We start from the raw sequence: 22,592 nt of genomic DNA on the forward strand, positions 1-22,592 counted from the left end.
ATTTTTTAATTTATTGAATATCAAATCGAGTAAACCAATTTCAGGAAACTACATTATCTTATTTATTAAAAATTAAGCATTTACCTATTCTTCCTTAGCACATTAATTCCACCATCGAATATATTTTTTCATTCCAGCTCATTTTTTTCATTTTTTCAATCACCCTTTTCGGGTAATTGTGGACCTCGATGACATAAAAATAAAGCCATGAAAAACGAATTAGATTATCTGATACAAAGAGTGTGCAACTCGAAGAAAAAAAAGATATATGACGAGGATGCCGGCTGGAAGAAAGTACAAGCGAGAAGTTTTCACAAGAAAAGACATTCTATCTTCCTCTTGTGGTCGGGATACGCGGCATGTGCCTCAATTATCCTAGGTGGTATTCTACTCGTAAACAACCTATTAGACCACCAAACCACCATATCTCTCGTGCAGAATGAATCACAACAGCCCTCCCCAAAAACTAAAGTGGAATTAACCTTAGCCAACGGGAAAAAAGTTGATTTAGATGACGTAAATGATTTGCACGAAGAAGAATTAGGAATATCCATCACTCGGGATAGCGTCAATAACCAATTAACTTACCGAAGCAACGAAGTTTCAAGACTAGACTCTTTTGAAATTCGCTATAATCGTTTAGCCGTACCTAAAGGAGCTGATTTCTCGTTTGAATTGCCGGACGGTACTTTTGTCGCTGTCAATTCCGAGTCCGTTCTACAATTCCCGGTACAATTTGCCGCGGACGACCGAACCGTGTACTTGGATGGAGAAGCTTATTTCGAGGTTACAAAAAACGAAAAAGCTCCATTTAAAGTCATCACCGGGAACCGACAAATCACCGTACTGGGGACAAAATTCAATATCAGTTCATATTCCGACGACCCGAACTGGAGTACCACATTGGTCGAGGGGAAAGTATCCGTATCGGATAACGGTAAATTGCACGTGTTACACCCATCAGAACAATACATCGCGAACAATTCAACAGGTATAACCGAAATAAAACGAGTGGACGTGAAATTACACACCTCTTGGTTACACGGAAAACTTCATTTCAAAGACTGCCGCATGGAAGATATTACCCGGAAATTGGAACGATGGTACGATTTCACTTTCATATATCAAGATGAAGACTGCAAAGATTTGAAATTCAGAGGCGTCATTGACAAAGACCGTTCTCTAAAAGAAACCCTATTTCTTCTGGAAGAAACCAAAGTCATTCGCTTTGAAATAAAAGATAATGTTATCACCATCCGTAAACGGTAACCTAGTCATAAATAACCGACAAGAAAGTGTGCAATATATATATTTATTCATTTAAACAGTAATAGATTAATGAAAAAAAAGTATCTCAAAACAGCTATGGTTATAGTGGTAGTACTTCTATGCATACTCCCGCTACAAGCAAGTACGCTCTCTCCAAGCGACAAGCTAAATTTCAAAAGCCAACAAATGACTGTTGAACAAGTTTTCGATGAAATTTCAACACAATTAAAATGTGACGTATTCTATAACGAAAACCAGTTCGACGCACAGAAAATGGTACATCTGCCGCGTTTGCAAATGACGCTGGACGAAACATTGCAATTCATTTTAGCAGACAAATATTCCTACACGCTGGAAAAAAACTCGATAGTGATTGCCGCCCGTCCTTCCGTTACAAGTAAGAAAATAACCGGAACGGTAAAGGATGAAAAGGGAGTACCATTACCGGGGGTGACTATTTTAGTAAAAGGAACAACAACCGGATCCGCCACAGACGCAAATGGTAACTATTCGCTAGTAGTTCCGAAATTAGGCGTGCAACTCATTTTCTCGTTTATCGGGATGAAAACCCAAGAGATCACAGCCACCAAAGAGGTAACGAATGTCGTGATGAAAATGGATGTAAACGAGATGGATGAGGTTGTCATCACCGGTTACCAAGTAATCGACAAGAAAAAACTGACCAGCGCTATCTCGAGCGTGAAAGCCAAGGACGTGATGATTGCCGGAGCCATGTCTATCGACCAAATGCTCCAAGGGCGTGTGCCGGACATGATGATGATGACAAACTCCGGGGAAGTAGGTGTCGTTCCGAAAATCCGTATCAGAGGAACCTCCACGCTCGTGGGTAACCGCGAACCGCTATGGGTAGTGGATGGAATCATCGTGCAAGACCCGGTGCCCATTGCCCCGGAAGAGTTGAACGACCCGGATTATATCAACCGCATCGGTAACGCCATCGCCGGACTGAATCCCCGGGATATCGACCGTATCGACATATTGAAAGATGCTTCCGCCACGGCTATCTACGGGGTGAAAGCGGCAAACGGGGTAATCGTGATTACCACGAAAAAAGGTCAAGTAGGACGTCCCGTGGTGAACTACGATTTCTCCGCCACCTACCGTCGTCGTCCCCGGTACACTGACCGCAATATTCATTTGATGAACTCCAAACAACGGGTGGAATTCTCTAAAGACTTGGTTGAAAAACACCATGTATATTCCACGGACGTCAATTTAATCGGATACGAGGGACTCGTGAACAATTTATACAACGGCACCATCACTCACGACCAATTCACGAACGAGGTTGCCAAACTGGAAAACATGAATACCGACTGGTTTGATTTATTAACAGAGGATGCATTTTCCCACCAGCACACGGTCAGCATCTCCGGCGGAAGCGAGGAAATCCGTTATTACTCGTCCATCGGGTACGCCATCGACAACGATGTCATAAAAGGAAATAACAACGAACGCTACACCGCCGCCTTGAACGTGGATGCCACCATATCACCCAAAGTGACAGCCAGCCTTAACTTAAACGCGAATGTCGGGAAAAGGGAATATAGCGAGGAGAGTGTTAATCCCATCGACTACGCTTACACCACGAGCCGTGCTATCCCAGCCTTAGACAATCAAGGAAGGTATATCTATTACAAACGTCAATATGCTTATCAACAATTATATAACTACAATATCCTGAACGAACTGGATAATAGCTATTCCCGACAGGATAACTCGGCCATCACGTTGACGGCAAACTTACGCTACAAAGCAACCAACTGGTTGTCATTCCAAGCCATATTCTCTTACTCTACTTCCAACACGGAACAGGAGAGTTACTTGGGTGAACAAACTTGGTATGCGGCTTCTTTGCGCAAATCGGAATACGGAGAAATTTCCAGTAAAGACCCAAATATCATGAACGAAATGCCTTACGGGGGAGAATTAAAAAAAGCATACACGCGCAATAACTCTTACACGGGACGTTTGCAAGCAGACATTAGTAAATATTTCGGGACTGACGACCAACACAATATCACCGCCAACTTAGGATACGAGGTCAGTTCCTCCAAATATGCAGGATTCGATCGCACGGACAGGGGTTATTACAATGATAGAGGAAAACAATTTACAGCCATAAATTTAGACGACTTCACGCATTACAAGTCATGGCTGCAAAACAACTTGCCAAGCGTGTCAGACAATCTAACAAACATGATTTCCGGATATCTCTCCGTATCATATAGCTACAAGAATTATTTCACGTTAAATGCCAACACGCGTATTGATGGCTCCAATCAATTCGGAAGCAGAAGCAATGAAAAATTACTTCCCGTGTGGTCAGTTTCCGGTTCTTACAATATTTCAGAACACACCAATATGGACAACCCGTGGGTGAACAACTTGGCCTTACGACTTTCTTACGGTTACCAAGGAAACATGCTGAGCGGTCAATCCCCGGAAATGATTCTAAAGAAACTGCCCTTCAACACGCATTACAATGAATTAGAATCGAACGTATCAGTTTATCCAAACCCGGACTTACGTTGGGAACGCACAAGTTCTTTCAATGTCGGTTTAGACTTTGCTTTATTCAAAAATGCCGTCCAAATGAATGCTTCCTATTATTACAAGCACACGAAAGATGCCTTTTTGACCAAAAAGATTTCAAGCGTGAACGGACGCGGCGAATACGTGATTAATTCCGGTACCATTGACAACCAAGGATTCAGCATTGATGCCACGGTAAGCCCTATTTCCAACGACAATTTCCGATGGACTCTCTCGGCTTCCTACTCTAAAGTGTATAATGAAATGAACACCCTGCCGGGAGATAATGAATACGAACTAAACGACTTCCTAACCGGTAATGCCTTGACGAAAGGTCACGCAGTAGGAACTTTCTGGTCATACAAATTCATCGGTTTGAACCCGCGTAACGGGGGACCCGTTTTCGACGATATGCAAGACCGTAAACAAGAACTCGTGGGCTTGAATAAATACGACACGTACACGATGGTATTGACACCTTCCGGACAACGGGACCCGCAAGTACAAGGTAGTCTAACAAATACATTGCGCTACAAGAGTTTCCGCCTGAGCTTTATCCTCAATTACAGTTTAGGCTCCAAGATCAGGTTATTCGGTTTATATCCCGAAGGTTTGAATTTCGACCCGGAAAGAAATGTGAATTATGAAATGGTTGACCGTTGGCGTACCCCGGGTGATGAAAAACACACGAATATCCCGAATATCATTAATGGTTCTGACGCAGAAAGTCGAGCATACGCGCAACATTGGTCATTGGGCCTACAAGATCAAAACATTCAGATCATCGCTGAAAATGCATGGACCATGTATGACAATTCGGATCATCGGGTAGTGAGCGGCAACTATTTAAAATGCTCGAACATGAGTTTCACCTATGATTTCCCGATAGAAAAATTAGAGAAGTGGGGAATATCCATGCTCTCCGCCTCGTTATCCACGACCAACTTATTTGACATCAAATCAAAGAAATTGAAAGGACAAACTCCTATCCAGAGCGGATTCTCTGAAACACAATTGTCAGAACGTCCGACTTGGTCATTAAGTCTTAGTGTTTCATTTTAAAAAAAGTAGATTATGAAATATATTTATTTAACAGGCTTGCTTTGGTTACTGTTCACTTCCTGTTCGGATTTTTTGAAAGAGTATTCATTGGACCAAGCTTACGTGCGAGGTTACTCGGATTTGGACGAGTTATTGATCGGGGAAACTTACATGGCAACCGAATATTATGACATGAATTTAGACAAGGTTTATTACCCGTACATCCATATGATGGCAGATGAAACCCAAGAAAATACCGAAAGCGTTAATTGGCAAACCAGTTATTCTTTATTCCAAAAACAATTTTTCGGATACATTACTTGGCAATACCGGATCGGATTAAACCCGGATAAATTGACAACAAAAGCAGAAGATACAGACTGGAACAAATTATATAAACATATCAACACTGCCAACATGATACTTTTCGAGATTAATAAACAATCTGCGGAAACAGACGAGGACAAACAAGCCGTGGCCCGTATTCGCGGGGAAGCCTATTTCTTACGGGCAGCTTACTATTTCACCCTTGTGAACTTGTACGGACAACCGTATCAGCCTGCCAATGCGGCAACCGCTTTAGGGGTACCCGTGAAAACCAGTCCCGTGATTGAAGATAAAATGTTCCCTCGTGAATCATTGGCAACCGTGTATTCCCTAATCATTCAAGATTTGGAACAAGCGGCAACTAACTTGGAAGGCATCGCCCGCAAATCCATCTACCGGGCTAACCTGACAACCGTACGTCTGTTGCAAAGCCGGGTATATCTTTATATGCAAAACTGGGCAGAAGCCGCCAAATACGCTCAATTATGTCTGGATTTACAATCGGATTTAATTGATTTGAACACATTTGACGGTTCAAAAGCTTTTGCCGAGGCAAGCTCCCCCGAAACCATCTTTTCCATGGGAGGAAATGGTATACAAGCAATAATTACAACCGCACAAAAAGGACTTAGCGCCTCTGAAGATTTGAAAGCATGCTATAAAGAGGGTGACTTGCGTAAAGAACATTTTGTTTGCAACAATGAAGAAAATTGGAGTGACTTATATTGGTATTGTAACAAATACGTGAGAAAGGAAAACCAATACACGGCCAATGTATCGGATAATTTCTTGTTCAGAACCGCTGAGGCTTGGTTGAATTTAGCAGAAGCATACGCATGCATGGGAGGGAACAACGAAACTGCAGCCCGCGAGGCTTTAGACCACTTGCGTGAACACCGCCTTGAAATGAATTCATTCGACGCAACAACTTTGTCCGGCGAGGACTTGATAGAAGAAATTCGTACAGAAAGACGGCGGGAATTATGCTTCGAGGGACATCGTTGGTTTGACCTTCGCCGATATACCGTGAGCGAGAAAAAAACTTTCACCGGAGCCATTCGTAACACCTACACGGAATGGGGCAACTGGAATACTCTATCAACGATGTACACATACGAACTCAAAGCCGGCGACCCGTCGTGGACACTACAAATTCCTTACGAGGTAATTCAGTTCGAAGAATTGACTCCTAACCCAAGAAACGAAAGAACCCATATATCCATAAACCAATTTTATCTATAATCATGAAAAAGTTACAAACATATATCCTTTACGGAATTATCTTGTTAAGCTGTTTTTCGTGCGAAAAAGAAGATAGCCTGCAACCTAACGCCCCGCTCCCGAACTTATTCGCCCCGGCAGAAGGAGCCACAGACCCCACATCGGAATTACGTCAAAAATTTCACGAGGAAACAGGATGTTATCTATTATTCTCGGACACGCTGAAACATGAATATATCGGCACTGACGTGTATGGTAATCCATTATATAACACAGAATTAATAGACTTATCGTATGGTGTAAACAGTTCTGCAGAATGGGTATTCTCATTCACGAATCTATCGGGTTACGAAAAACAAAAAGAGGCTGTTGAATTAGTCAAAAAATATATTTTACCAGTCTTGAACAAGAACTATTATCCCTATTCTTTCTTGTTGATAGATAACTTCTCCTCCTACACGTATTGGATTGAAGAAGGAGATACCGATGGTTTCTGGGATTCAGGATCAGAACAAGACTTCTATTTCGGTCCCCGGGCTTTAGCGATTTCGATATCGCTGTTACAGGAAGAACCGGAAGAATTTGCCCAAGAAATAGTCAAATCAACCCTAAACCAATATTTGACAGGAGATAAATTACAAGAATTCTACGCTCCCGGCAAAGAGTATTATGGCAAATATTTCTATGATTACCAGTATGACTTCTGGAGTGAGGAAGAGTTTATTATGGCAACAGGAATTTTATCCTTTTATTATGACGGGTACGAATTTTTTGAAGTGGATAGTATGGATTCTGATTTAGATATATATCTAACGGCTATTCTCGAGGGATCCGAAGAAGACTTTAAAGCCGAGTATGGCGACTACCCCTTGGTAATTAAAAAGTATGATATGCTCAAACAACTTTTGATTGAAGGTGGTTTCAATTTTTAAATTAAACATTTATACAAAGACATATATGAAAAGACGATTTATAGCCATTGTCATCGGTTTATTGACCTTAAGCTGGGCTTGCTCGGACGATGACGATAATCAAATACCGGTAATCGAACCGGAAGCACAGGGAGTGTTCAAAGGCGTAGTCGAGTATGAAGACGAGGAATTAGAAATTGAATTCCCGTGGGTACGCTATGGCAATTTGGAGTGGATGACAACCAACTTAAATATTGACATCAGTGTAGACCGATGGTCGACGTCAAACGGATGCGAAATAAGTCATGACCCCGACAGAAATCCCATTGATATGGAAATCGAGAAAAAACAAAATTACGAAACATTCGGGTGCCTTTATACCTACGAAAAAGCATCCATCCTCTGTCCGGAAGGCTGGCGCATCCCGACGGATGAAGACTGGCAATCATTGGAAAAAGCAATGGGAATGTCAAATACCGATTTAAACGCAACCGATTGGAGAGGAAATCCAGTCGGTACACTATTACAAGAAGAAGAAGGCTCCATGATAAACCTGCGTACCGGAGGCATGGGAGATAATGACGGTTTTTATTTCACTTATGTATATGGCTTTTACTGGACGGCAACCCCGGAAGCAGAAGAGAGCAATCTCCATTATTGCCGCCAGATAAGTTACAATTCCGGTAAAATAGCGCGGCTCACTATCGATAAAGGTAAAATGCTTTCCGTACGCTTTGTACGGGATGCTAAATAACAAACAAATAAATGAATACTAGAATGATGAAAATTTGGTTATTACTTGTCGGGCTACTATTCGCAGCCCTATGCTCCGCCCAAGAACAAGAAAGTGTTGATGCTTTGCGTCCCCCAACTCTTTTAGGAAAAATGGCTCCGGAGTACCCTGTACAAAAATGGATCAACCGGGAGAGCAAAAAGAGTGACAAAAAATTAACATTACTATATTTTTGGTCTACCTCTAATCCGACAGCCGCTTACATTGACATTCCTCGTTTCAACAAATTCGCGAAAGAATTTGGGGATAAATTGAATATTATCGGTTTATCGGATGATGCACCCGAATTCATTTCAGACATCGAACCGGCATTAGAATTTCCTTACGCTTACGCCCCGGAAGCCGTGAAGAACTTCAAAATCAAAATCCCCGGCTACTGTTACATTCTTGATCCCCGGGGAAAAGTGATTTATGAAGGCTTCCCCTTGCTGAAAGGAGAAACCATCACGGAGAAATTCTTGAAAAAATTAATCAAAAAACACTATAAGAAAAAATGAAGAAAGTACTTATCGCCAGCTTATTGCTGTGTTTATTCAGATTCGGGATTCAAGCACAAGGGAAGCAACAACCTTCCTTTATAGGTAAACATTTTCCGGATTTAACCGTGAAAGAATGGATTAGCAAGCAACCGAAATTAAAAGGGAAATTCATCCTCGTTGATTTCTGGTGTATCATGGCTTATCCCGTAACACACCGCACGGTTCCCTATCAGAATCATCTGGCTAAAAAATACAAGAAACAACTTCAAGTGATCGGGTTAACCTGTGAAGAAGCAAACCTCGTCAAATTAATGGTCGATCCGTACATCCAATACTATAGCGGTATTGTCGATTTGGCCACAATTGACAATATATTTAAACTCGAAGGCTGGCCCACGAGCTACTTGATTGACCCGGAAGGAACCGTTGTATGGGAAGGCTATGTGCTCAAAGAAGGTCAAGGGGAAAAGAATATATTCAACTTGACAGAGGAGAAGCTGGAACAATTCTTCAAAGACTACCAACAGAAGAAAAAGTCACGCAAATCCAAGAAATCATAATTCATTATTTATAAAGATTTAAACATGAAAAAATTATTACTATTTTTATCCGCCTTTTTCGCTATCACATCCTCTTTTTCCCAAGAGAAAGAGGAATTTGACTGGGACAAACCTATGTTAGGAAAAAAAGCTCCCGCATTACAAGTCAAAGAATGGTTAACCGAAAAGCCCGATACAACGGGCAAATTCATCATTCTTGACTTTTGGTCCACCGGTTGCGGTCCCTGCGTGAAGTTTACCCCACACATGAATGAATTCGCCAAAATATTCAAAAAAGAGGCTGTTTTCATTGCCATCGCCTTACAGTCTAAAGCTAGCTTGGAAAAAGGAGTCAAACAACTTGAAAAAATAAAAAAAGAAAGGAATGAAAAATACACGCCTATAGAATTTTATCAAGCCACTGACCCCAAGTGCGAACTCTTCGGTCGATATGGAGGTGAAAGCATTCCCATGGTAATCATCATAGACCCGGAAGGAATTGTACGCTGGCAAGGCAACCCTCACGGGGAACGTGGTGAAGGAGCACTGACAGAAAAAGTGATTAAAGAAATCATCGCTAAATACAAGAAAAAATAAATGGAACTCACGGTTGAAAATTTCGAGGAAGCACGGCAAATATGCATACAGGCTGTTTTGGAAGCAATGAAAACTCTGGCGTACGATGCCTATATCGGGGGAGAAGGAAGTGAAGACGGAATATACGTTGCCGGCGTGGACGAGCACGACAGAATCCTTTATATCACTCATTTTGATTGGGAAGAAGTTTCCGAAATATTACCCGCAATCGAAGCCGGGGAAGTAAGGGAATGGCTCATCGAAATAAATAAAGAATGTTATTCCGATGGAATAATCAAATAGAAAAGAGGGTGTTTTGACACACCCTCTCGTCCATAAGGTCTGAAAGTCCATAATGTCGTAAGGTCAAACGCTCGGGTGGTTTATACATCATTACGCTAAATATTATCGCATCATTAAATCATGGACTTTATGGACCTTAGGAGCCGAAGGCTCGACTTTATGGACTTTATAGACTAGAGGTGTGTTTTGACACACCTCCCCTTTATCTTACATATAAGAAGAATTATCCCAACAATGCGTGCAAAGCTCTTCCTTCGGCAACCCGATAGCCTTCACGATATCCTCCAAGCGTTGGAATTTCAGCGAATCCAATTGCAAATGCTGAGCCATCACCTCCAGCATCTTCTTGTACTTCTCCGAATCGGGGTCCGTGTACGGTTTTAAAATCTCTTCCGTCAAATCGGACGTACCCTCTAAATCCCGAATCACCCGACGGGTAAACAAATCAAAATTCGAACGGGAAGAAGAGAAATTCAAAAACACGCAAGGGTACACCAACGGCGGGCAAGCAATACGCATATGCACTTCCTTCACCCCGCATTCCCGCAATTTCACCACGTTATCCTTCAACTGCGTACCCCGGACAATCGAATCATCCAAGAATAAAATCTTTGCATCACGAGTGAACGCCTCGTTCGGCAACAGTTTCATTTTCGCCACCAAATCACGCATCGCTTGATTTTGCGGCATAAAACTACGCGGCCACGTGGGCGTGTACTTCACGAAAGGTCGTTTATACGGGATATGACGGGCATTGGAATAACCGATAGCGTGTCCCACGCCCGAATCCGGAATCCCGGCAGCGTAATCCACCTCCACGTCGTCATTCGCGGCAATAGCCGCACCGCAACGGTAACGGGCATCCTCCACGTTTATCCCCTCGTAATAAGAGGACGGGTAACCGTAATACACCCACAAAAAGGAACAAATCTGTTTCTTGCACCCCGGCTCGGTAATCCGCGTAATCCCGTCGCGAGTGATATGCAAAGCCTCCCGCGGTCCCAAATCACGCACGATAGAATAGCCGAGATTCGTGAACGATGAACTTTCGCTTGCCACCACGTACCCGAATTCATTTTTCCCCAACACGATGGGCGTCCTGCCATATTTATCGCGAGCGGCATAAATCCCGGTTTCCGTCAATACCAAAAAAGAACACGACCCCTTGACCGTATTGTACACGTTCTCGATACCTTCCCTAAAAGTATTACCGGAATTAATCAACATAGCGACCGCCTCTGTCGGGTTCACCGTGGAACTGGACAACTCGGCAAAATGCTTCCGCTCTTCCAAAAAACGAGCCACTATCTCGTCCAGATTATCCAAACGCCCCACGACCACAACCGCGAAACGTCCCAAATGCGAGGTCACCGTGATTGGCTGCGACTCCATATCGCTGATAATCCCGATACCCAACGTAGAACCCGAAAACCTGTCCAACTCCGGCTCGAACTTATTCCGGAAATAAGCACTCTCCAAACTATGGATAGAACGATTAAAATCCACCCCGTTATAAAAAGCCATACCGGCACGTTTCGTTCCCAAGTGAGAATGGTAGTCCGTACCATAAAACACATCTGCCACACAATCCTTACGAGATACACAGCCAAAAAATCCGCTCATATATTATCTTTTTAATTATTCTCGACCATCTCCTTTGCCGCACTCAAAGCCATATCGAACTTCGGGTAAATATTCCCGACCCCGACAAGTTCGCCGATTCCGCCTTTCAACAAATCCTTCTTCACCGGTTCACTTACTCCCGACAACACGATTCTCGTGTTCTCCTTTGTCAACTGGAGAATGGTTTCTTTCAGGTTTTTCAGCCCGGTGGAATCCACGAACGGCACGTGCCGCATACGGATAATCAACACACTATAATTCACGCCCAAGTTACGAATTGTTTCGCAATAAGTCTTAGCCGAACCGAAGAAAAACGGCCCGCTAATCTCGTATATACCCAAACCTTTCGGCAAATCCTTGTAATTCTCGGAGATATCCTGGTCCAGATTGGTAGCCCCGGTAATCTCTTTCGGTGCATTATCCGCCATACGCTTCATGAACAAGAGTGCCGCCAGCACAACCCCTATCTCGATAGCCACGGTCAAATCGACCAACACGGTCAAGAAGAATGTCACCAGCAAAATCACCACGTCGAACACCGAAGCCCGTAATATGGAACGGAACGACCGCCATTCACTCATGTTATAAGAAACCACGATTAAAATACCCGCCAAACAGGACATGGGAATCAAAGAAGCCCATTTCCCGAAAAACAACATAATCAACAACAAAACCACGGCATGCGTCATTCCCGCCACCGGGGTACGTCCCCCGTTCTTCACGTTAGTTGCCGTACGGGCAATAGCTCCCGTGGCAGGGATTCCCCCGAACAAAGGAGAGGCTATATTGGCAATACCTTGCGCTATCAACTCCGTGTTGGAACGATGACGCCCACTAATCATACCGTCAGCCACCACGGCGGACAGCAACGACTCAATCGAGCCCAGTATGGCAATCGTCAGTGCCGGTTGCAGGTAATAAGACAAATTCCCCCAATCTATCGTCGGAAAAGTCGGAGCGAAATTACACTTAATCTCCCCGAACAACGACCCGATAGTCGTCACAGAATTCTCCGGCAAAAACATAGCAAGAGGAGTAATAACCAATATCGCCACGAAAGAACCCGGTACCCGTGATGTAATCTTCGGCATATACACGGTAATCAATATTGTCACGACCGTGATTCCCACGGCATACCAATTCACCGTGTTGATATTACTGAAATAAGCTCCCCATTTCCCGATAAAACTACTCGGTAAATCCGCAATCGTCAACCCCAAGGCGTTGGATATCTGCGTCGAGAAAATCACCAATGCGATTCCTGAAGTAAAACCGACAATCAAGGGATGCGGGATAAATTTCAGCAACGTACCCAACCGTAACAACCCGAATCCAATCATAATCACCCCCGCCAATATCGTGGCGATAATCATACCGTCAATCCCATACTGTTGGATAATCCCGTAAACAATAACAATAAAAGCACCCGTGGGACCACCGATTTGTACCCGGCTTCCTCCCAGCAACGAAATCAAAAAACCGGCAACGATAGCCGTTATAATACCTTTCTCCGGAGATACCCCGGAAGCCACGGCAAACGCAATTGCCAACGGAATCGCCACGATTCCCACTACTACTCCCGCGAGAATATCCTTAGAAAGATTCTTCTTCACGGTACCATCTTTAATTAAACCGAACAGCTTCGGACTGAACACCTTTTCCATAATGCTACCTTGTTAAAAACAAGCCGCAAAGGTAATAATATAAATGGTAAAATGAAAAAATGTGAAAATGAAAAACATCCCCGCAGGTTCCGCACAGTCAAACAACCTGTAACCTGCCAACTTGCAACCGGCAACTTGCCGAAGACAAACGCTTACACGTTAAAAACTTCCTTCACGTACTTCATCAATTCTCCTTTCGACAGAGCCCCCCGTCCCAATTGCGGCTGCCCCAGCATGGGCACGAACAGCAAGGTAGGAATACTATGTACCCGAAACGCCCGTGCCAGTTCCCGTTCCACTTCACTATCCACCTTATAAATATCAATCTTCCCCTCGTACTCCCGCTTCAACTCCTCCAGAATCGGGGCAATGGTCTTACACGTACCGCTCCAGTTCGCGTAAAAATCTATCAATGCAGGACGCTCCCCCTCAAACTTATATCTCCCGCTATCTTGGTAGTCAAACACTTTCTGTTTAAAGCTATCCTTGGTCAAATGCTCAATCATATAATCAGTTTATAAAGTTCATAAAGTCCATAAAGTTTATAAAGCTCTTTCCGAAAAACATTTGTTTGGTAGCTCATCCACTTTATGAACCTTACAAACCTTATGAACCTTATAAACTCCATATTCTTACGACATTATTTTCCTTTTTGTTTTCTTTATCGTATCTTTGGTGAGGCTATTTAAATATTAATACAATAAACATGAAAATCTTAGGAAATATTATCTGGGTAGTCTTCGGCGGACTATTCATCGCCATTGAATACTTCGTTTCCAGCGTGGGACTATTCATCACTATTATAGGTATCCCTTTCGGGTTGCAAACCTTAAAACTCGGCGTGTTGGCACTATGGCCGTTCGGCAGCAAGGTTGTCGATATTCCACAAAGCAGCGGTTGTCTGTCCTTTTTGATGAATGTCATCTGGTTCTTTATCGGCGGGATATGGATATTCCTGTCGCACATACTCTTCGGGGTAATCTTCTGCATCACCATCATCGGCATCCCCTTCGGCATGCAGCATTTTAAACTCGCCGGACTAGCCCTGACACCCTTCGGCCATGACGTGGAATAAGAAAAGCGGACCACATCCCTAAGGTCCGCTCATCTAAAAATGTCGCCAAGCGACAGGGATTTACACGTTCTGTGATTCACGATTTAGTGATTCAATATCATGAAAACAACATGATTTCCATCTCATTGTTTTCTTCCTTTGTTTTATCGTTTCACAAATCTAAAGAATAAAAACCGATAACACGTCCTTGGAAAAAGGATTTAAGATAGATTTAATACACCCTATTTCTTATCCACGACCACCTTGCAACTGTCGTCCAAACGCAAAACACCGCTAAACGTACTGCCATCCTCGTTTTTAAAACCGGTCAACACACTCGTTTTAGACTTTAACACCAACGCCTCGACTTGCTTCTGTGTTAATTTTTTCCCAAAAAATTCCATGGGAACAAGAAAATCACATGACTTCCGGTACAAACTACACCCCCAAGCAGTCCGTCCCTTGATTACGTCGCCGTTCCCGCACTTCGGGCATTTCAGCACGACAGGCTCCGCGGGCTCCTTTTTCTTCCGGGGAGTTTTCTCCTTTTTCGGTTCCTCATTTTTCACTTCCTCGGTCACCTCCACCGTGATTGCCTTCCGGGGCGAACATTTGACAACATGTACCAGCTCATTCACCATCACCTTCAACTCCTCCATAAAATCAGCAATCTGATAAGTCCCGTCCTCTATCATCCGCAACTTCTTCTCCCACTGTCCCGTCAATTCCGCCGACTTCAACAAATCATTCTGTATCGTGTCAATCAACTCCACTCCCGTTGACGTCGCCACCAGTCGCTTCTTATCCTTGCGAATATACCCCCGCTTTAACAACGTCTCTATAATACCCGCCCGCGTAGATGGTCGACCAATCCCGTTCTCTTTCATCAAGTCCCGCAATTCCTCGTCCTCCACCTGTTTCCCGGCAGTTTCCATGGCACGCAACAAATCTGCCTCCGTGTAATACTTCGGCGGCTGCGTTTCTTTCTCCTGCAACTCCGGCGTATGCGGTCCTCTCTCCCCCACCTCGTACACGGGCAGCACGTTCTCGTCACTCTGTTTGTTGGATGCCGCCGGGAACACCACCCGCCATGCAGGATTAATAATCTGTTTCCCGGTCGCCTTAAATTCATGCTCACCCACTTGCGCCATCACCGTTGTATTGGCAATCTCGCAATCCGGGTAGAACACCGCGATAAAACGTCGGGCTACCAAATCGTACACCCGCTTCTCGTCGGGCGTCATGTCATAACTGAACACCCCGGTAGGAATGATAGCGTGGTGGTCCGTGATTTTCTTATCGTTAAATACCTTCGCCGATTTTCGCAACTTTCCCCCGTTCAACACGGCGTCAACCAACGTCGCGTAAGGTTTTAACCCTTTCAGTATTCCCGGTGCCTTCGGGTATATATCATTCGGTAAAAAATTCGTGTCCACGCGGGGATAAGTCGTCAACTTTTTCTCGTAAAGCGACTGTATCACCTTCAACGTCGTGTCTGCCGAGAAAGCAAACTTCCGGTTACACTCCACCTGCAACAATGTCAAGTCGAACAATTTCGGGGGATGCTCCATCGCCTTTTTGCGTTCCGAGCTCTTGATTTCCAACTCCAAGGGCGTAATCTCCTGCGTGAAGCCTTCCGCCTCCTCCTTCACCGTGAAACGTCCTTTCGTGTAAGAAAACCAACCACCCCGGTAATCCGTCCGCACCTCCCAGTAAGTTTCGGGCTTGAACTGCTCTATCGCCTTTTGCCTGTCCACGAGCAACGCCAACGTGGGCGTCTGTACCCGCCCGATTGACAACACGTTTTTCCCGTTACCGTAACGCAACGTGTATGCCCGCGTGGCATTCATTCCCAACAACCAATCGCCGATAGCCCTTGCCGAACCCGCCGCGTACAACGTGTCAAAATCCTTCGCATCCATCAACTTATCAAACCCCTCCTTGATTGCCTCTTCCGTCAACGACGAAATCCACAACCGTTTCACCGGAGCCTTGCACTTCGCCTTTGTCATCACCCACCGCTGTATCAACTCTCCCTCCTGTCCGGCATCACCGCAATTTATCACCATCTCCGCCCGATTGAACAACTCCTCGATAACAGCAAATTGCCGTTTAATCCCCTCGTCATCAATCAACTTGATTCGAAACGAGGACGGAATCATCGGCAGTACCGACAAATTCCAGAACTTCCACTTTTCCGTGTACTCGTGCGGTTCCTGTAACGAACAAAGATGCCCGAATGTCCACGTCACGCAATAGTCATTCCCCTCGAAATAACCATTCCGACGCACTTTGGCTCCCAACACCTCCGCAATCTCTTTCGCCACACTCGGCTTTTCCGCTATACAAACACGCATCGAATAATTTTAGATTTTAGATTTTAGATTTCACCCCACATTCCAACACTACTCCCCTTGCCGCCCGAAGCAATCCCTTCATTTTCAATTTTCAATTTTCAACTTTCAATTGTTTAGAAGCTCAACTGTATTCTCCCTTGAATCATACTAAACGTCTGTTTCCCTCCCTCTTGAGCATGTTTATCCAAACTCACCAGACTATAACTCATCTTTGCCGAAACGTATTTATTAAAATAATAAATACCACCGACAGACAAGTCATTTTGCTTGCCCCCCATGATTCCGGCATCTTTATCGTTCATATTCGTGATATTATAACGACACAAAAGCTCCAAGCACTTTTCTCCCGGGGCAACCGCCATACCACTCTCCTTATTATAAGCGTAACGCCCGTTCAACAAAGCGTAACCGACCTGCGCGTACCAACCGTCGCCATTATAATTCTCCACTGCAGCCCGACGATTCACGTGAGCCAACAAGTATTCGCTCTGCACGTACCATTTATCAAGCACCATGACAACCTCCGCGCCGAACCGCCATTCATTGATAGCATCCGTCACGTCGGCACGCAAAAACTTCTCCGGAATCAAATTGGAAGGAGCCCCGGCAGAATACACCACCTTACTCTCCTCCGCGTCCCCCAACGCGCTAAACCGGGAAGAAAACCCGATATGCATCACGTCTTCGCCATTCAGATAAGGACGATACAGCACCCGCCCCGACAAAGCATATCCCTCGTCACCTTTCTCCGTGTTATCCACATCTTTATCGCTAAATACCCCGGCAGAAATATTCAAGAGGTCGACATTGTACGTGTAACTCGCTCCCAACTTACGACGGTCGCCGAAAGCGATTCCGGTCACAGCCGCCCCGTTGAACTTCATATCCGAACTCCCGATGCGGTACTCCAACGAGTAAGGTTCAAAAAAATGTCCCACCCGGAACAGATTCTTCCCGTCACGGTATTCTATAAAAATATCTTTCATGGATACTTTGCTCTTGGCAAATCCCACTTCAATCTTCCCCGTCCAACGCTCAAGGAAACGCACCACCGTCCCCAGCCTCAAATCATACACCTCCGCGGCATTTCCCAACGAGGTCTTATCACTAAAAAACACTCCCCCGTCAAACAACGCCCGACCAATCAAACGTGCCTCAAAATCCCCTTTCTCAGACTTCAACGCCAACTGCGCGAAAACTCCCGTGTAACAAGCCACCAAAAGTAAAAGCAAAAACACTTTCCTCATCATCAAGGTTTTAATTGATTAATAATTCATTTCAGAACAGAATATCTCTCGCGAAAATACAAAAAAATCAACGATTCACTATCTTTGTTACCTCAAACACGATAACGTGTCCGGCATACAATAAAGTTGCATTACATCTTGTAACATCTTGAGTAAAAGCTCCACGGGCGAAAACAATAAAAAAAACGACTCTATGGAAAAAGAAATCATAACCCGCACGATAAAAGCCTTGGAAAGCAACCATTTCGAGGTTTATTACGCCGAAAACCGGGAAGAAGCAAAAGAAATTTTCTTCAAGGAGATTTTCGAGAAAATACGCCCCGCCACCGTGTCGTGGGGAGATTCCATGACCATGAAAGCCACCGGCGTTTTGGACGAGATAGCCAATAATCCCGAATGCATCCTCATCCGCACCTTTCAAGAAGGATACAGTCGGGCGCAAAAAACTTACTGGCGTCGCCAAGCCCTCCACGCCGACCTGTTCCTCACGGGCACGAACGCCCTCACGCGACAAGGACAACTTGTCAATATCGACATGGTAGGCAACCGGGTAGCGGGACTCACTTTCGGACCCGAGCACGTCGCTCTTTTTATCGGTACCGACAAAATTGTCGAGAACATCGAGCAAGCCATGGAACGCGTCCGCACCGTGGCAGCACCATTGAACGCCATCCGTCACACGAACCTGCATACTCCTTGCCAGCAAACCAAAACATGCATGAATTGCCAGAGTGCCGACCGGATATGCAACACGTGGACCATTACAGAGAAATCATTCCCGCGGAAACGGGTAAAAATCATTCTTATCAACGAATCGTTAGGCTTATAATCATGAGAGAATTTGAATTTGAAATAGAAATGAAAGTACGGGACTACGAGTGCGACCTGCAAGGCGTGGTAAATAATTCCAACTACCAGCACTACATGGAGCATGCCCGTCATGAATTTTTGGAAACCACCGGAACCAGCTTTTCCGCCCTACACGACCAAGGCATCGACGTCATGGTCGCCCGTATAGACATCTCCTACAAACACCCGCTTCGGGGCAGTGACCGTTTTGTCGTGAAAGTCGCCTACGAAAGGGAAGGAGTCAAACTGGTATTCTTTGAAGACATCTACAAGCTCCCGGAACAAACGCTGTGCGCAAAAGGACGAATTGAAGCCATTTGCCTTCAAAACGGCAAACTCACCCGCGGAGAACTTTTCGACACGATATTTATCGACAAAGTAAAAAAGAAACAAGAATAAAAAAACGAGTATCCACGTTCAAAAATGGATACTCGTTTCCAAAATTTCTAAAAACTACTTTCTACCACGGTGACGCATAAAGAATGAACGGAAATTCAAACTCTTGGCATCAGAATTATCCTCGAACACTGAAGACCGTCCTAAAGAATCATCTTCATCATAGGTGATATAAGAATAATTATATGATCTTCCATTGACATACTCCGTTGCAATGGTCCCATCTGAATTGAAAGAGTATGTCATATTACTGTCATCCGTCCCCTCGTTTTCGTATCCATCCGAATCTTTCTCGTACCACTCCTCCGTGTATGAAACCGGGAAATAAGACGATGCCTTTCCCAGCATTCCGACATACGCGAAAATATCCGCATCCTCCATGTCAAGAACGTCTGCTTGTCCCACCGTGTATTGTCCCAGTTCATTTTTCTGGTCGCCATAATCAATCGTGCAAGTGGAACCAGATTCCGACTTTTCACCATCCTCTGTATCCATCTCCTCGGTCACAACCTTAACCAAGTTTCCATTTTTCCACGTGTAGGTAGCTTTATAGGTTCCCTTATAAGAAAAACTTTCCCCGTCTTCCTTGCCACTCTCGCTAGAAGATTCCGAATAAGATATTAGCTGACCATCTCCGTTATAAGAAAAAGAAATCTCTCCACTTCCTTTATAACTATCATCCCCTTCCTTATAATCCCATGATGCTTTAATACTTTTGATATATCCCTTGCCGGTAAACGACACTTTAGCCTCCTCGTCATCAGAGATTAAAATCCCCTTGTCATAATCAATCTCTCCATACACAGAAGAACCGTTCTTAACTTGAATACAGCGACCGTTGTCATCATACACGAAAGAGTAATTCCCGACTTTGGAAGGTAATTTCCCGGCGTATGTCATCGTCGGCCCTTGCGGAGTTTTGTCATCATCATCGTCACTACAAGCTGCAAATAAGCACATTACCATGGCTATTATTGCCCATAACAAATTTTTCATCTTTCTTTTCGTTTAAGAATTATAAAATAATCAGTTCGCAAAATTAATCAAGCTCACAAAAAAAATCAAGTCCTTAAATTTGTTTTTTAATATATTAATTCATATTTTTTAAATTATCGGACAATTCTCGTATTTCTGCTACTTTATGCTCCAAACAGCATATTCATACCCTATTCCTAAAAAATTATCTTTATTATTTTTCTTGAAAAAAATATTTCGAATCTTTTGCAGTATTCAAAAAATGCACTACATTTGCATCCGCAATCAAGCAACACGGGCGCTTAGCTCAGCTGGTTCAGAGCATCTGGTTTACACCCAGAGGGTCGGGGGTTCGAATCCCTCAGCGCCCACCCATTGAACGCCACGAGGCGACAAGAAAATGACAAACATCCTGTAAATTAGAGATTTACAGGATGTTTTCTTTTATCCCTTTGACTACTTCCGACTCTAAAATGCCAATCTCGTTACTAACGGAGTAACCTAAAAAGTAACCTCTAACTAATTTTGAAAAAATAGGTTACTCTTTGGCAAAAAGGTGTCAAAAATTGGCAAAGCTAATTTTCTCATAAACAAAATATTACAAGTATTTTTCAAACTAAAAATTTTTGTTATGAGGGACACATTTTCAATTTTATTTTACCTCAAAAATGAGGACTCAGCGGAGAAATCCATTTATTGTAGAATTTCTATTTGCGGTGTAAAAGCCCCCTTTTACACGAAGTTAAAAATCAAACCCCAATATTGGGATCAGGAAACCAAACGAGGTAAGGGAAGATCGAAAGAAATCCCACGGATAAACCTTGCTTTATCTAAACTCGAAACAGAAATCACCGAAGCATACGAAAAAATCCGAGAACGCAGAAAAAAGGTTGACCCATTCTACTTACGCGATTATTTACAAGGCAACGTTCAAGACAAAGAAAACGTTTCTATTTTAACCTACTTTGACCAATTCAACAGCGAGCTAGACGAAAGAGTAAAAGCCGAAGACCTAACAGATGAAACGCGCATCAGATATGTCAACACCCGTGAAAGATTAAGCAAGTTTATAAAAGAAAAATACCAAAGGGACGATCTGTATTTGGACGAAATAGATGTTCGATTCGCACGAAGATTCAGATTATTCATTTGTACCAATTACCAGTGTAAAAATAACACAGCACAAAAGTACGTGCAAAAATTAAAAACAGTCATTACTGACGCGTGGGGAAATTCTTTCCTTGTGTCGGACAAACTTATACGCCACAAGTTGAAATACGATCATACCAACCGAACCTGTCTAACATGGGCTGAGCTTAAAAGAATTATGCAAAAAAAATTCTACTCGGAACGTCTTGAAAAAGTCAGGGATATGTTCGTTTTCGCTTGCTTCACATTTGTTGCACTAACTAATGTATGCTTGATTATCAATAAATTGCAAACCAATAATAAAGGTATAGGTAATGGTTTAGAAACCACCTATCTTCATCATTTTGCATGATTCCCAATCATTTCAAATAGCTCAATGCGAAGATAATATTATTTTAAGAATTAACCAAATTCTGATAATCAAAATCATACAAATCCGGTGAATTGCCGACTATGGTTGCTGAAATTTATATTTCAATCCATATTCTTCCAGTTTGCTGTACAGTGTTGTACGTCCTATTCCGAGCAGTTCAGCGGCAACCTTGCGGTTCCCGTTTGCCTGCTTTAACGCACGTAAAATCCGTTCCTTATCCTCTGTGTCATTGCGCAGGGCGAAGCTGACAGGTGAGTTAGGTTTTGTTACGGCAAGTTCCAGATGTTCTTTCGTGACAAGTCCTGTCTGTGCCTGCAACACCGCACCCATGATTTTCTGCCGAAGCTCACGGACATTTCCCGGCCAAGCATGGGTCAGCAATGTCTTCCGGGCTTCCCCGTCAAAACCGATAATATTACATTCCAGTTCATTGTTCGCAATCTCACGAAAAAACTCCGCCAGCGGCATGATGTCCTCCTGACAGTCACGCAATGGCGGAACGGTTATCTCAAAATCATGCAGACGGTACAGCAAGTCCTGACGAAAACGCTTCTCATAGACCGCCTTTTCCAGATTCTCGTTGGTAGCGGCAATGATACGGATATTGAAACTCTTATCCGCTCTGTCTCCTATCGGGCGGTATCGCCGTTCTTGTATGGCACGCAGAAGCATCTGTTGGGTTTCCGGTGCGAGATTACCCACTTCGTCCAAAAACAGCGTACCGCCTTCCGCCTCATGGAAATAACCTTTCTTGGCACTGTCCGCACCAGTGAACGCCCCTTTGACGTGTCCGAAGAATGCCGACGGCGCAAGCTCTTTGGTGAGTGAACCGCAGTCCACAGCCACGAATGGCTTGCCGGAACGTTTGCTTTTATCATGCAGATGGTGGG

General features: G+C 43.9%; 20 protein-coding genes and 1 tRNA gene. 14 read left to right on the top strand and 7 right to left on the bottom strand.

Features of this window, described 5'->3' with window-relative positions; translation table 11 throughout:
- Window positions 1-207: 207 nt before the first annotated feature.
- The 9 genes from Q5866_RS18830 to Q5866_RS18870 all read left to right on the top strand — a co-directional run bounded on the left by Q5866_RS18830 (window position 208) and on the right by Q5866_RS18870 (window position 10,015).
- Window positions 208-1,269 (top strand): FecR family protein, encoded by a 1,062-nt coding sequence (locus Q5866_RS18830; RefSeq protein WP_303181837.1) that lies wholly within the window; start codon window positions 208-210, stop codon window positions 1,267-1,269.
- A gap of 69 nt (window positions 1,270-1,338) precedes the next feature.
- Window positions 1,339-4,887, top strand: a complete 3,549-nt coding sequence (locus Q5866_RS18835; RefSeq protein ID WP_303181839.1) for a SusC/RagA family TonB-linked outer membrane protein — start codon at window positions 1,339-1,341, stop codon at window positions 4,885-4,887.
- 12 nt (window positions 4,888-4,899) lie between these two features.
- Window positions 4,900-6,435, top strand: coding sequence for a RagB/SusD family nutrient uptake outer membrane protein (locus Q5866_RS18840; protein ID WP_303181840.1), 1,536 nt, complete (start codon window positions 4,900-4,902; stop codon window positions 6,433-6,435).
- Between the two features lie 2 nt (window positions 6,436-6,437).
- On the top strand, window positions 6,438-7,346 hold the full coding sequence (locus Q5866_RS18845) for a hypothetical protein (protein WP_303181842.1): 909 nt from the start codon (window positions 6,438-6,440) through the stop codon (window positions 7,344-7,346).
- Between the two features lie 25 nt (window positions 7,347-7,371).
- Window positions 7,372-8,079, top strand: coding sequence for a fibrobacter succinogenes major paralogous domain-containing protein (locus Q5866_RS18850; protein WP_099290636.1), 708 nt, complete (start codon window positions 7,372-7,374; stop codon window positions 8,077-8,079).
- Window positions 8,080-8,102: 23 nt separating this feature from the next.
- Window positions 8,103-8,615, top strand: a complete 513-nt coding sequence (locus Q5866_RS18855; protein ID WP_227216314.1) for a redoxin domain-containing protein — start codon at window positions 8,103-8,105, stop codon at window positions 8,613-8,615.
- A complete protein-coding gene (locus tag Q5866_RS18860; protein WP_303181846.1) occupies window positions 8,612-9,157 on the top strand; it encodes a hypothetical protein in 546 nt (181 codons plus the stop codon). Before Q5866_RS18855 ends, Q5866_RS18860 begins: the two co-directional genes overlap by 4 nt.
- Window positions 9,158-9,181: 24 nt before the next feature.
- A complete protein-coding gene (locus tag Q5866_RS18865) occupies window positions 9,182-9,733 on the top strand; it encodes a TlpA disulfide reductase family protein (protein WP_303181848.1) in 552 nt (183 codons plus the stop codon).
- Window positions 9,734-10,015 (top strand): hypothetical protein, encoded by a 282-nt coding sequence (locus tag Q5866_RS18870; RefSeq protein ID WP_303181850.1) that lies wholly within the window; start codon window positions 9,734-9,736, stop codon window positions 10,013-10,015.
- A 207-nt stretch (window positions 10,016-10,222) separates the two neighbouring features.
- Here Q5866_RS18870 and Q5866_RS18875 read toward each other — a convergent pair whose 3' ends face one another.
- The 3 genes from Q5866_RS18875 to Q5866_RS18885 all read right to left on the bottom strand — a co-directional run bounded on the left by Q5866_RS18875 (window position 10,223) and on the right by Q5866_RS18885 (window position 13,808).
- The gene (locus tag Q5866_RS18875) at window positions 10,223-11,638 is read right to left on the bottom strand and encodes an amidophosphoribosyltransferase (protein ID WP_227216321.1); all 1,416 of its coding nucleotides are present in this window, start codon (window positions 11,636-11,638) and stop codon (window positions 10,223-10,225) included.
- Between the two features lie 11 nt (window positions 11,639-11,649).
- Complete coding sequence (locus Q5866_RS18880) at window positions 11,650-13,302, bottom strand: SulP family inorganic anion transporter (RefSeq protein WP_099290642.1); 1,653 nt, start codon at window positions 13,300-13,302, stop codon at window positions 11,650-11,652.
- Window positions 13,303-13,454: 152 nt separating this feature from the next.
- The gene (locus Q5866_RS18885; RefSeq protein WP_227216325.1) at window positions 13,455-13,808 is read right to left on the bottom strand and encodes a co-chaperone YbbN; all 354 of its coding nucleotides are present in this window, start codon (window positions 13,806-13,808) and stop codon (window positions 13,455-13,457) included.
- Between the two features lie 200 nt (window positions 13,809-14,008).
- Between Q5866_RS18885 and Q5866_RS18890 the strand changes: the two genes are divergently transcribed.
- Window positions 14,009-14,377: a YccF domain-containing protein gene (locus Q5866_RS18890; protein ID WP_099290644.1), complete on the top strand. Its 369-nt coding sequence runs from the start codon at window positions 14,009-14,011 to the stop codon at window positions 14,375-14,377.
- A 221-nt stretch (window positions 14,378-14,598) separates the two neighbouring features.
- On the opposite strand, the gene Q5866_RS18895 is transcribed toward Q5866_RS18890, so the two are convergent.
- Window positions 14,599-16,713 carry a type IA DNA topoisomerase gene (locus Q5866_RS18895; protein WP_303181854.1) on the bottom strand — a complete coding sequence of 705 codons (2,115 nt, stop codon included), beginning with the start codon at window positions 16,711-16,713 and terminating at the stop codon, window positions 14,599-14,601.
- A 113-nt stretch (window positions 16,714-16,826) separates the two neighbouring features.
- The gene (locus Q5866_RS18900; protein WP_227216328.1) at window positions 16,827-17,963 is read right to left on the bottom strand and encodes an OprO/OprP family phosphate-selective porin; all 1,137 of its coding nucleotides are present in this window, start codon (window positions 17,961-17,963) and stop codon (window positions 16,827-16,829) included.
- A gap of 190 nt (window positions 17,964-18,153) precedes the next feature.
- Between Q5866_RS18900 and Q5866_RS18905 the strand changes: the two genes are divergently transcribed.
- Window positions 18,154-18,789 carry a lactate utilization protein gene (locus tag Q5866_RS18905; RefSeq protein ID WP_303181856.1) on the top strand — a complete coding sequence of 212 codons (636 nt, stop codon included), beginning with the start codon at window positions 18,154-18,156 and terminating at the stop codon, window positions 18,787-18,789.
- Window positions 18,790-18,791: 2 nt separating this feature from the next.
- On the top strand, window positions 18,792-19,208 hold the full coding sequence (locus Q5866_RS18910) for a thioesterase family protein (protein WP_303181858.1): 417 nt from the start codon (window positions 18,792-18,794) through the stop codon (window positions 19,206-19,208).
- A 54-nt stretch (window positions 19,209-19,262) separates the two neighbouring features.
- On the opposite strand, the gene Q5866_RS18915 is transcribed toward Q5866_RS18910, so the two are convergent.
- A complete protein-coding gene (locus Q5866_RS18915; RefSeq protein WP_303181860.1) occupies window positions 19,263-20,201 on the bottom strand; it encodes a DUF4595 domain-containing protein in 939 nt (312 codons plus the stop codon).
- Between the two features lie 275 nt (window positions 20,202-20,476).
- Here Q5866_RS18915 and Q5866_RS18920 point away from each other — a divergent pair.
- Both Q5866_RS18920 and Q5866_RS18925 read left to right on the top strand, forming a co-directional pair.
- A tRNA-Val gene (locus tag Q5866_RS18920) sits at window positions 20,477-20,551 on the top strand.
- A 260-nt stretch (window positions 20,552-20,811) separates the two neighbouring features.
- A complete protein-coding gene (locus Q5866_RS18925) occupies window positions 20,812-21,681 on the top strand; it encodes a site-specific integrase (RefSeq protein WP_303181862.1) in 870 nt (289 codons plus the stop codon).
- A 99-nt stretch (window positions 21,682-21,780) separates the two neighbouring features.
- Here the strand turns inward: Q5866_RS18925 and Q5866_RS18930 are convergent.
- A partial coding sequence (locus tag Q5866_RS18930) for a sigma 54-interacting transcriptional regulator (RefSeq protein WP_303181864.1) occupies window positions 21,781-22,592 on the bottom strand: 812 nt, incomplete at its 5' end.

This window comes from uncultured Butyricimonas sp. (genome assembly GCF_959596855.1).
Lineage (GTDB): Bacteria > Bacteroidota > Bacteroidia > Bacteroidales > Marinifilaceae > Butyricimonas > Butyricimonas muris.

Bases quoted from the DNA above. Each gene is read 5' to 3' on its own strand.
- Q5866_RS18845 (WP_303181842.1), top strand. From the start codon at position 6,438: ATGAAAAAGTTACAAACATATATCCTTTACGGAATTATCTTGTTAAGC.
- Q5866_RS18890 (WP_099290644.1), top strand. From the start codon at position 14,009: ATGAAAATCTTAGGAAATATTATCTGGGTAGTCTTCGGCGGACTATTC.
- Q5866_RS18875 (WP_227216321.1), bottom strand. From the start codon at position 11,638: ATGAGCGGATTTTTTGGCTGTGTATCTCGTAAGGATTGTGTGGCAGAT.
- Q5866_RS18835 (WP_303181839.1), top strand. From the start codon at position 1,339: ATGAAAAAAAAGTATCTCAAAACAGCTATGGTTATAGTGGTAGTACTT.
- Q5866_RS18925 (WP_303181862.1), top strand. From the start codon at position 20,812: ATGAGGGACACATTTTCAATTTTATTTTACCTCAAAAATGAGGACTCA.
- Q5866_RS18860 (WP_303181846.1), top strand. From the start codon at position 8,612: ATGAAGAAAGTACTTATCGCCAGCTTATTGCTGTGTTTATTCAGATTC.
- Q5866_RS18850 (WP_099290636.1), top strand. From the start codon at position 7,372: ATGAAAAGACGATTTATAGCCATTGTCATCGGTTTATTGACCTTAAGC.
- Q5866_RS18840 (WP_303181840.1), top strand. From the start codon at position 4,900: ATGAAATATATTTATTTAACAGGCTTGCTTTGGTTACTGTTCACTTCC.
- Q5866_RS18855 (WP_227216314.1), top strand. From the start codon at position 8,103: ATGATGAAAATTTGGTTATTACTTGTCGGGCTACTATTCGCAGCCCTA.
- Q5866_RS18895 (WP_303181854.1), bottom strand. From the start codon at position 16,713: ATGCGTGTTTGTATAGCGGAAAAGCCGAGTGTGGCGAAAGAGATTGCG.
- Q5866_RS18830 (WP_303181837.1), top strand. From the start codon at position 208: ATGAAAAACGAATTAGATTATCTGATACAAAGAGTGTGCAACTCGAAG.
- Q5866_RS18915 (WP_303181860.1), bottom strand. From the start codon at position 20,201: ATGAAAAATTTGTTATGGGCAATAATAGCCATGGTAATGTGCTTATTT.
- Q5866_RS18900 (WP_227216328.1), bottom strand. From the start codon at position 17,963: ATGATGAGGAAAGTGTTTTTGCTTTTACTTTTGGTGGCTTGTTACACG.
- Q5866_RS18885 (WP_227216325.1), bottom strand. From the start codon at position 13,808: ATGATTGAGCATTTGACCAAGGATAGCTTTAAACAGAAAGTGTTTGAC.
- Q5866_RS18910 (WP_303181858.1), top strand. From the start codon at position 18,792: ATGAGAGAATTTGAATTTGAAATAGAAATGAAAGTACGGGACTACGAG.
- Q5866_RS18905 (WP_303181856.1), top strand. From the start codon at position 18,154: ATGGAAAAAGAAATCATAACCCGCACGATAAAAGCCTTGGAAAGCAAC.
- Q5866_RS18870 (WP_303181850.1), top strand. From the start codon at position 9,734: ATGGAACTCACGGTTGAAAATTTCGAGGAAGCACGGCAAATATGCATA.
- Q5866_RS18865 (WP_303181848.1), top strand. From the start codon at position 9,182: ATGAAAAAATTATTACTATTTTTATCCGCCTTTTTCGCTATCACATCC.
- Q5866_RS18880 (WP_099290642.1), bottom strand. From the start codon at position 13,302: ATGGAAAAGGTGTTCAGTCCGAAGCTGTTCGGTTTAATTAAAGATGGT.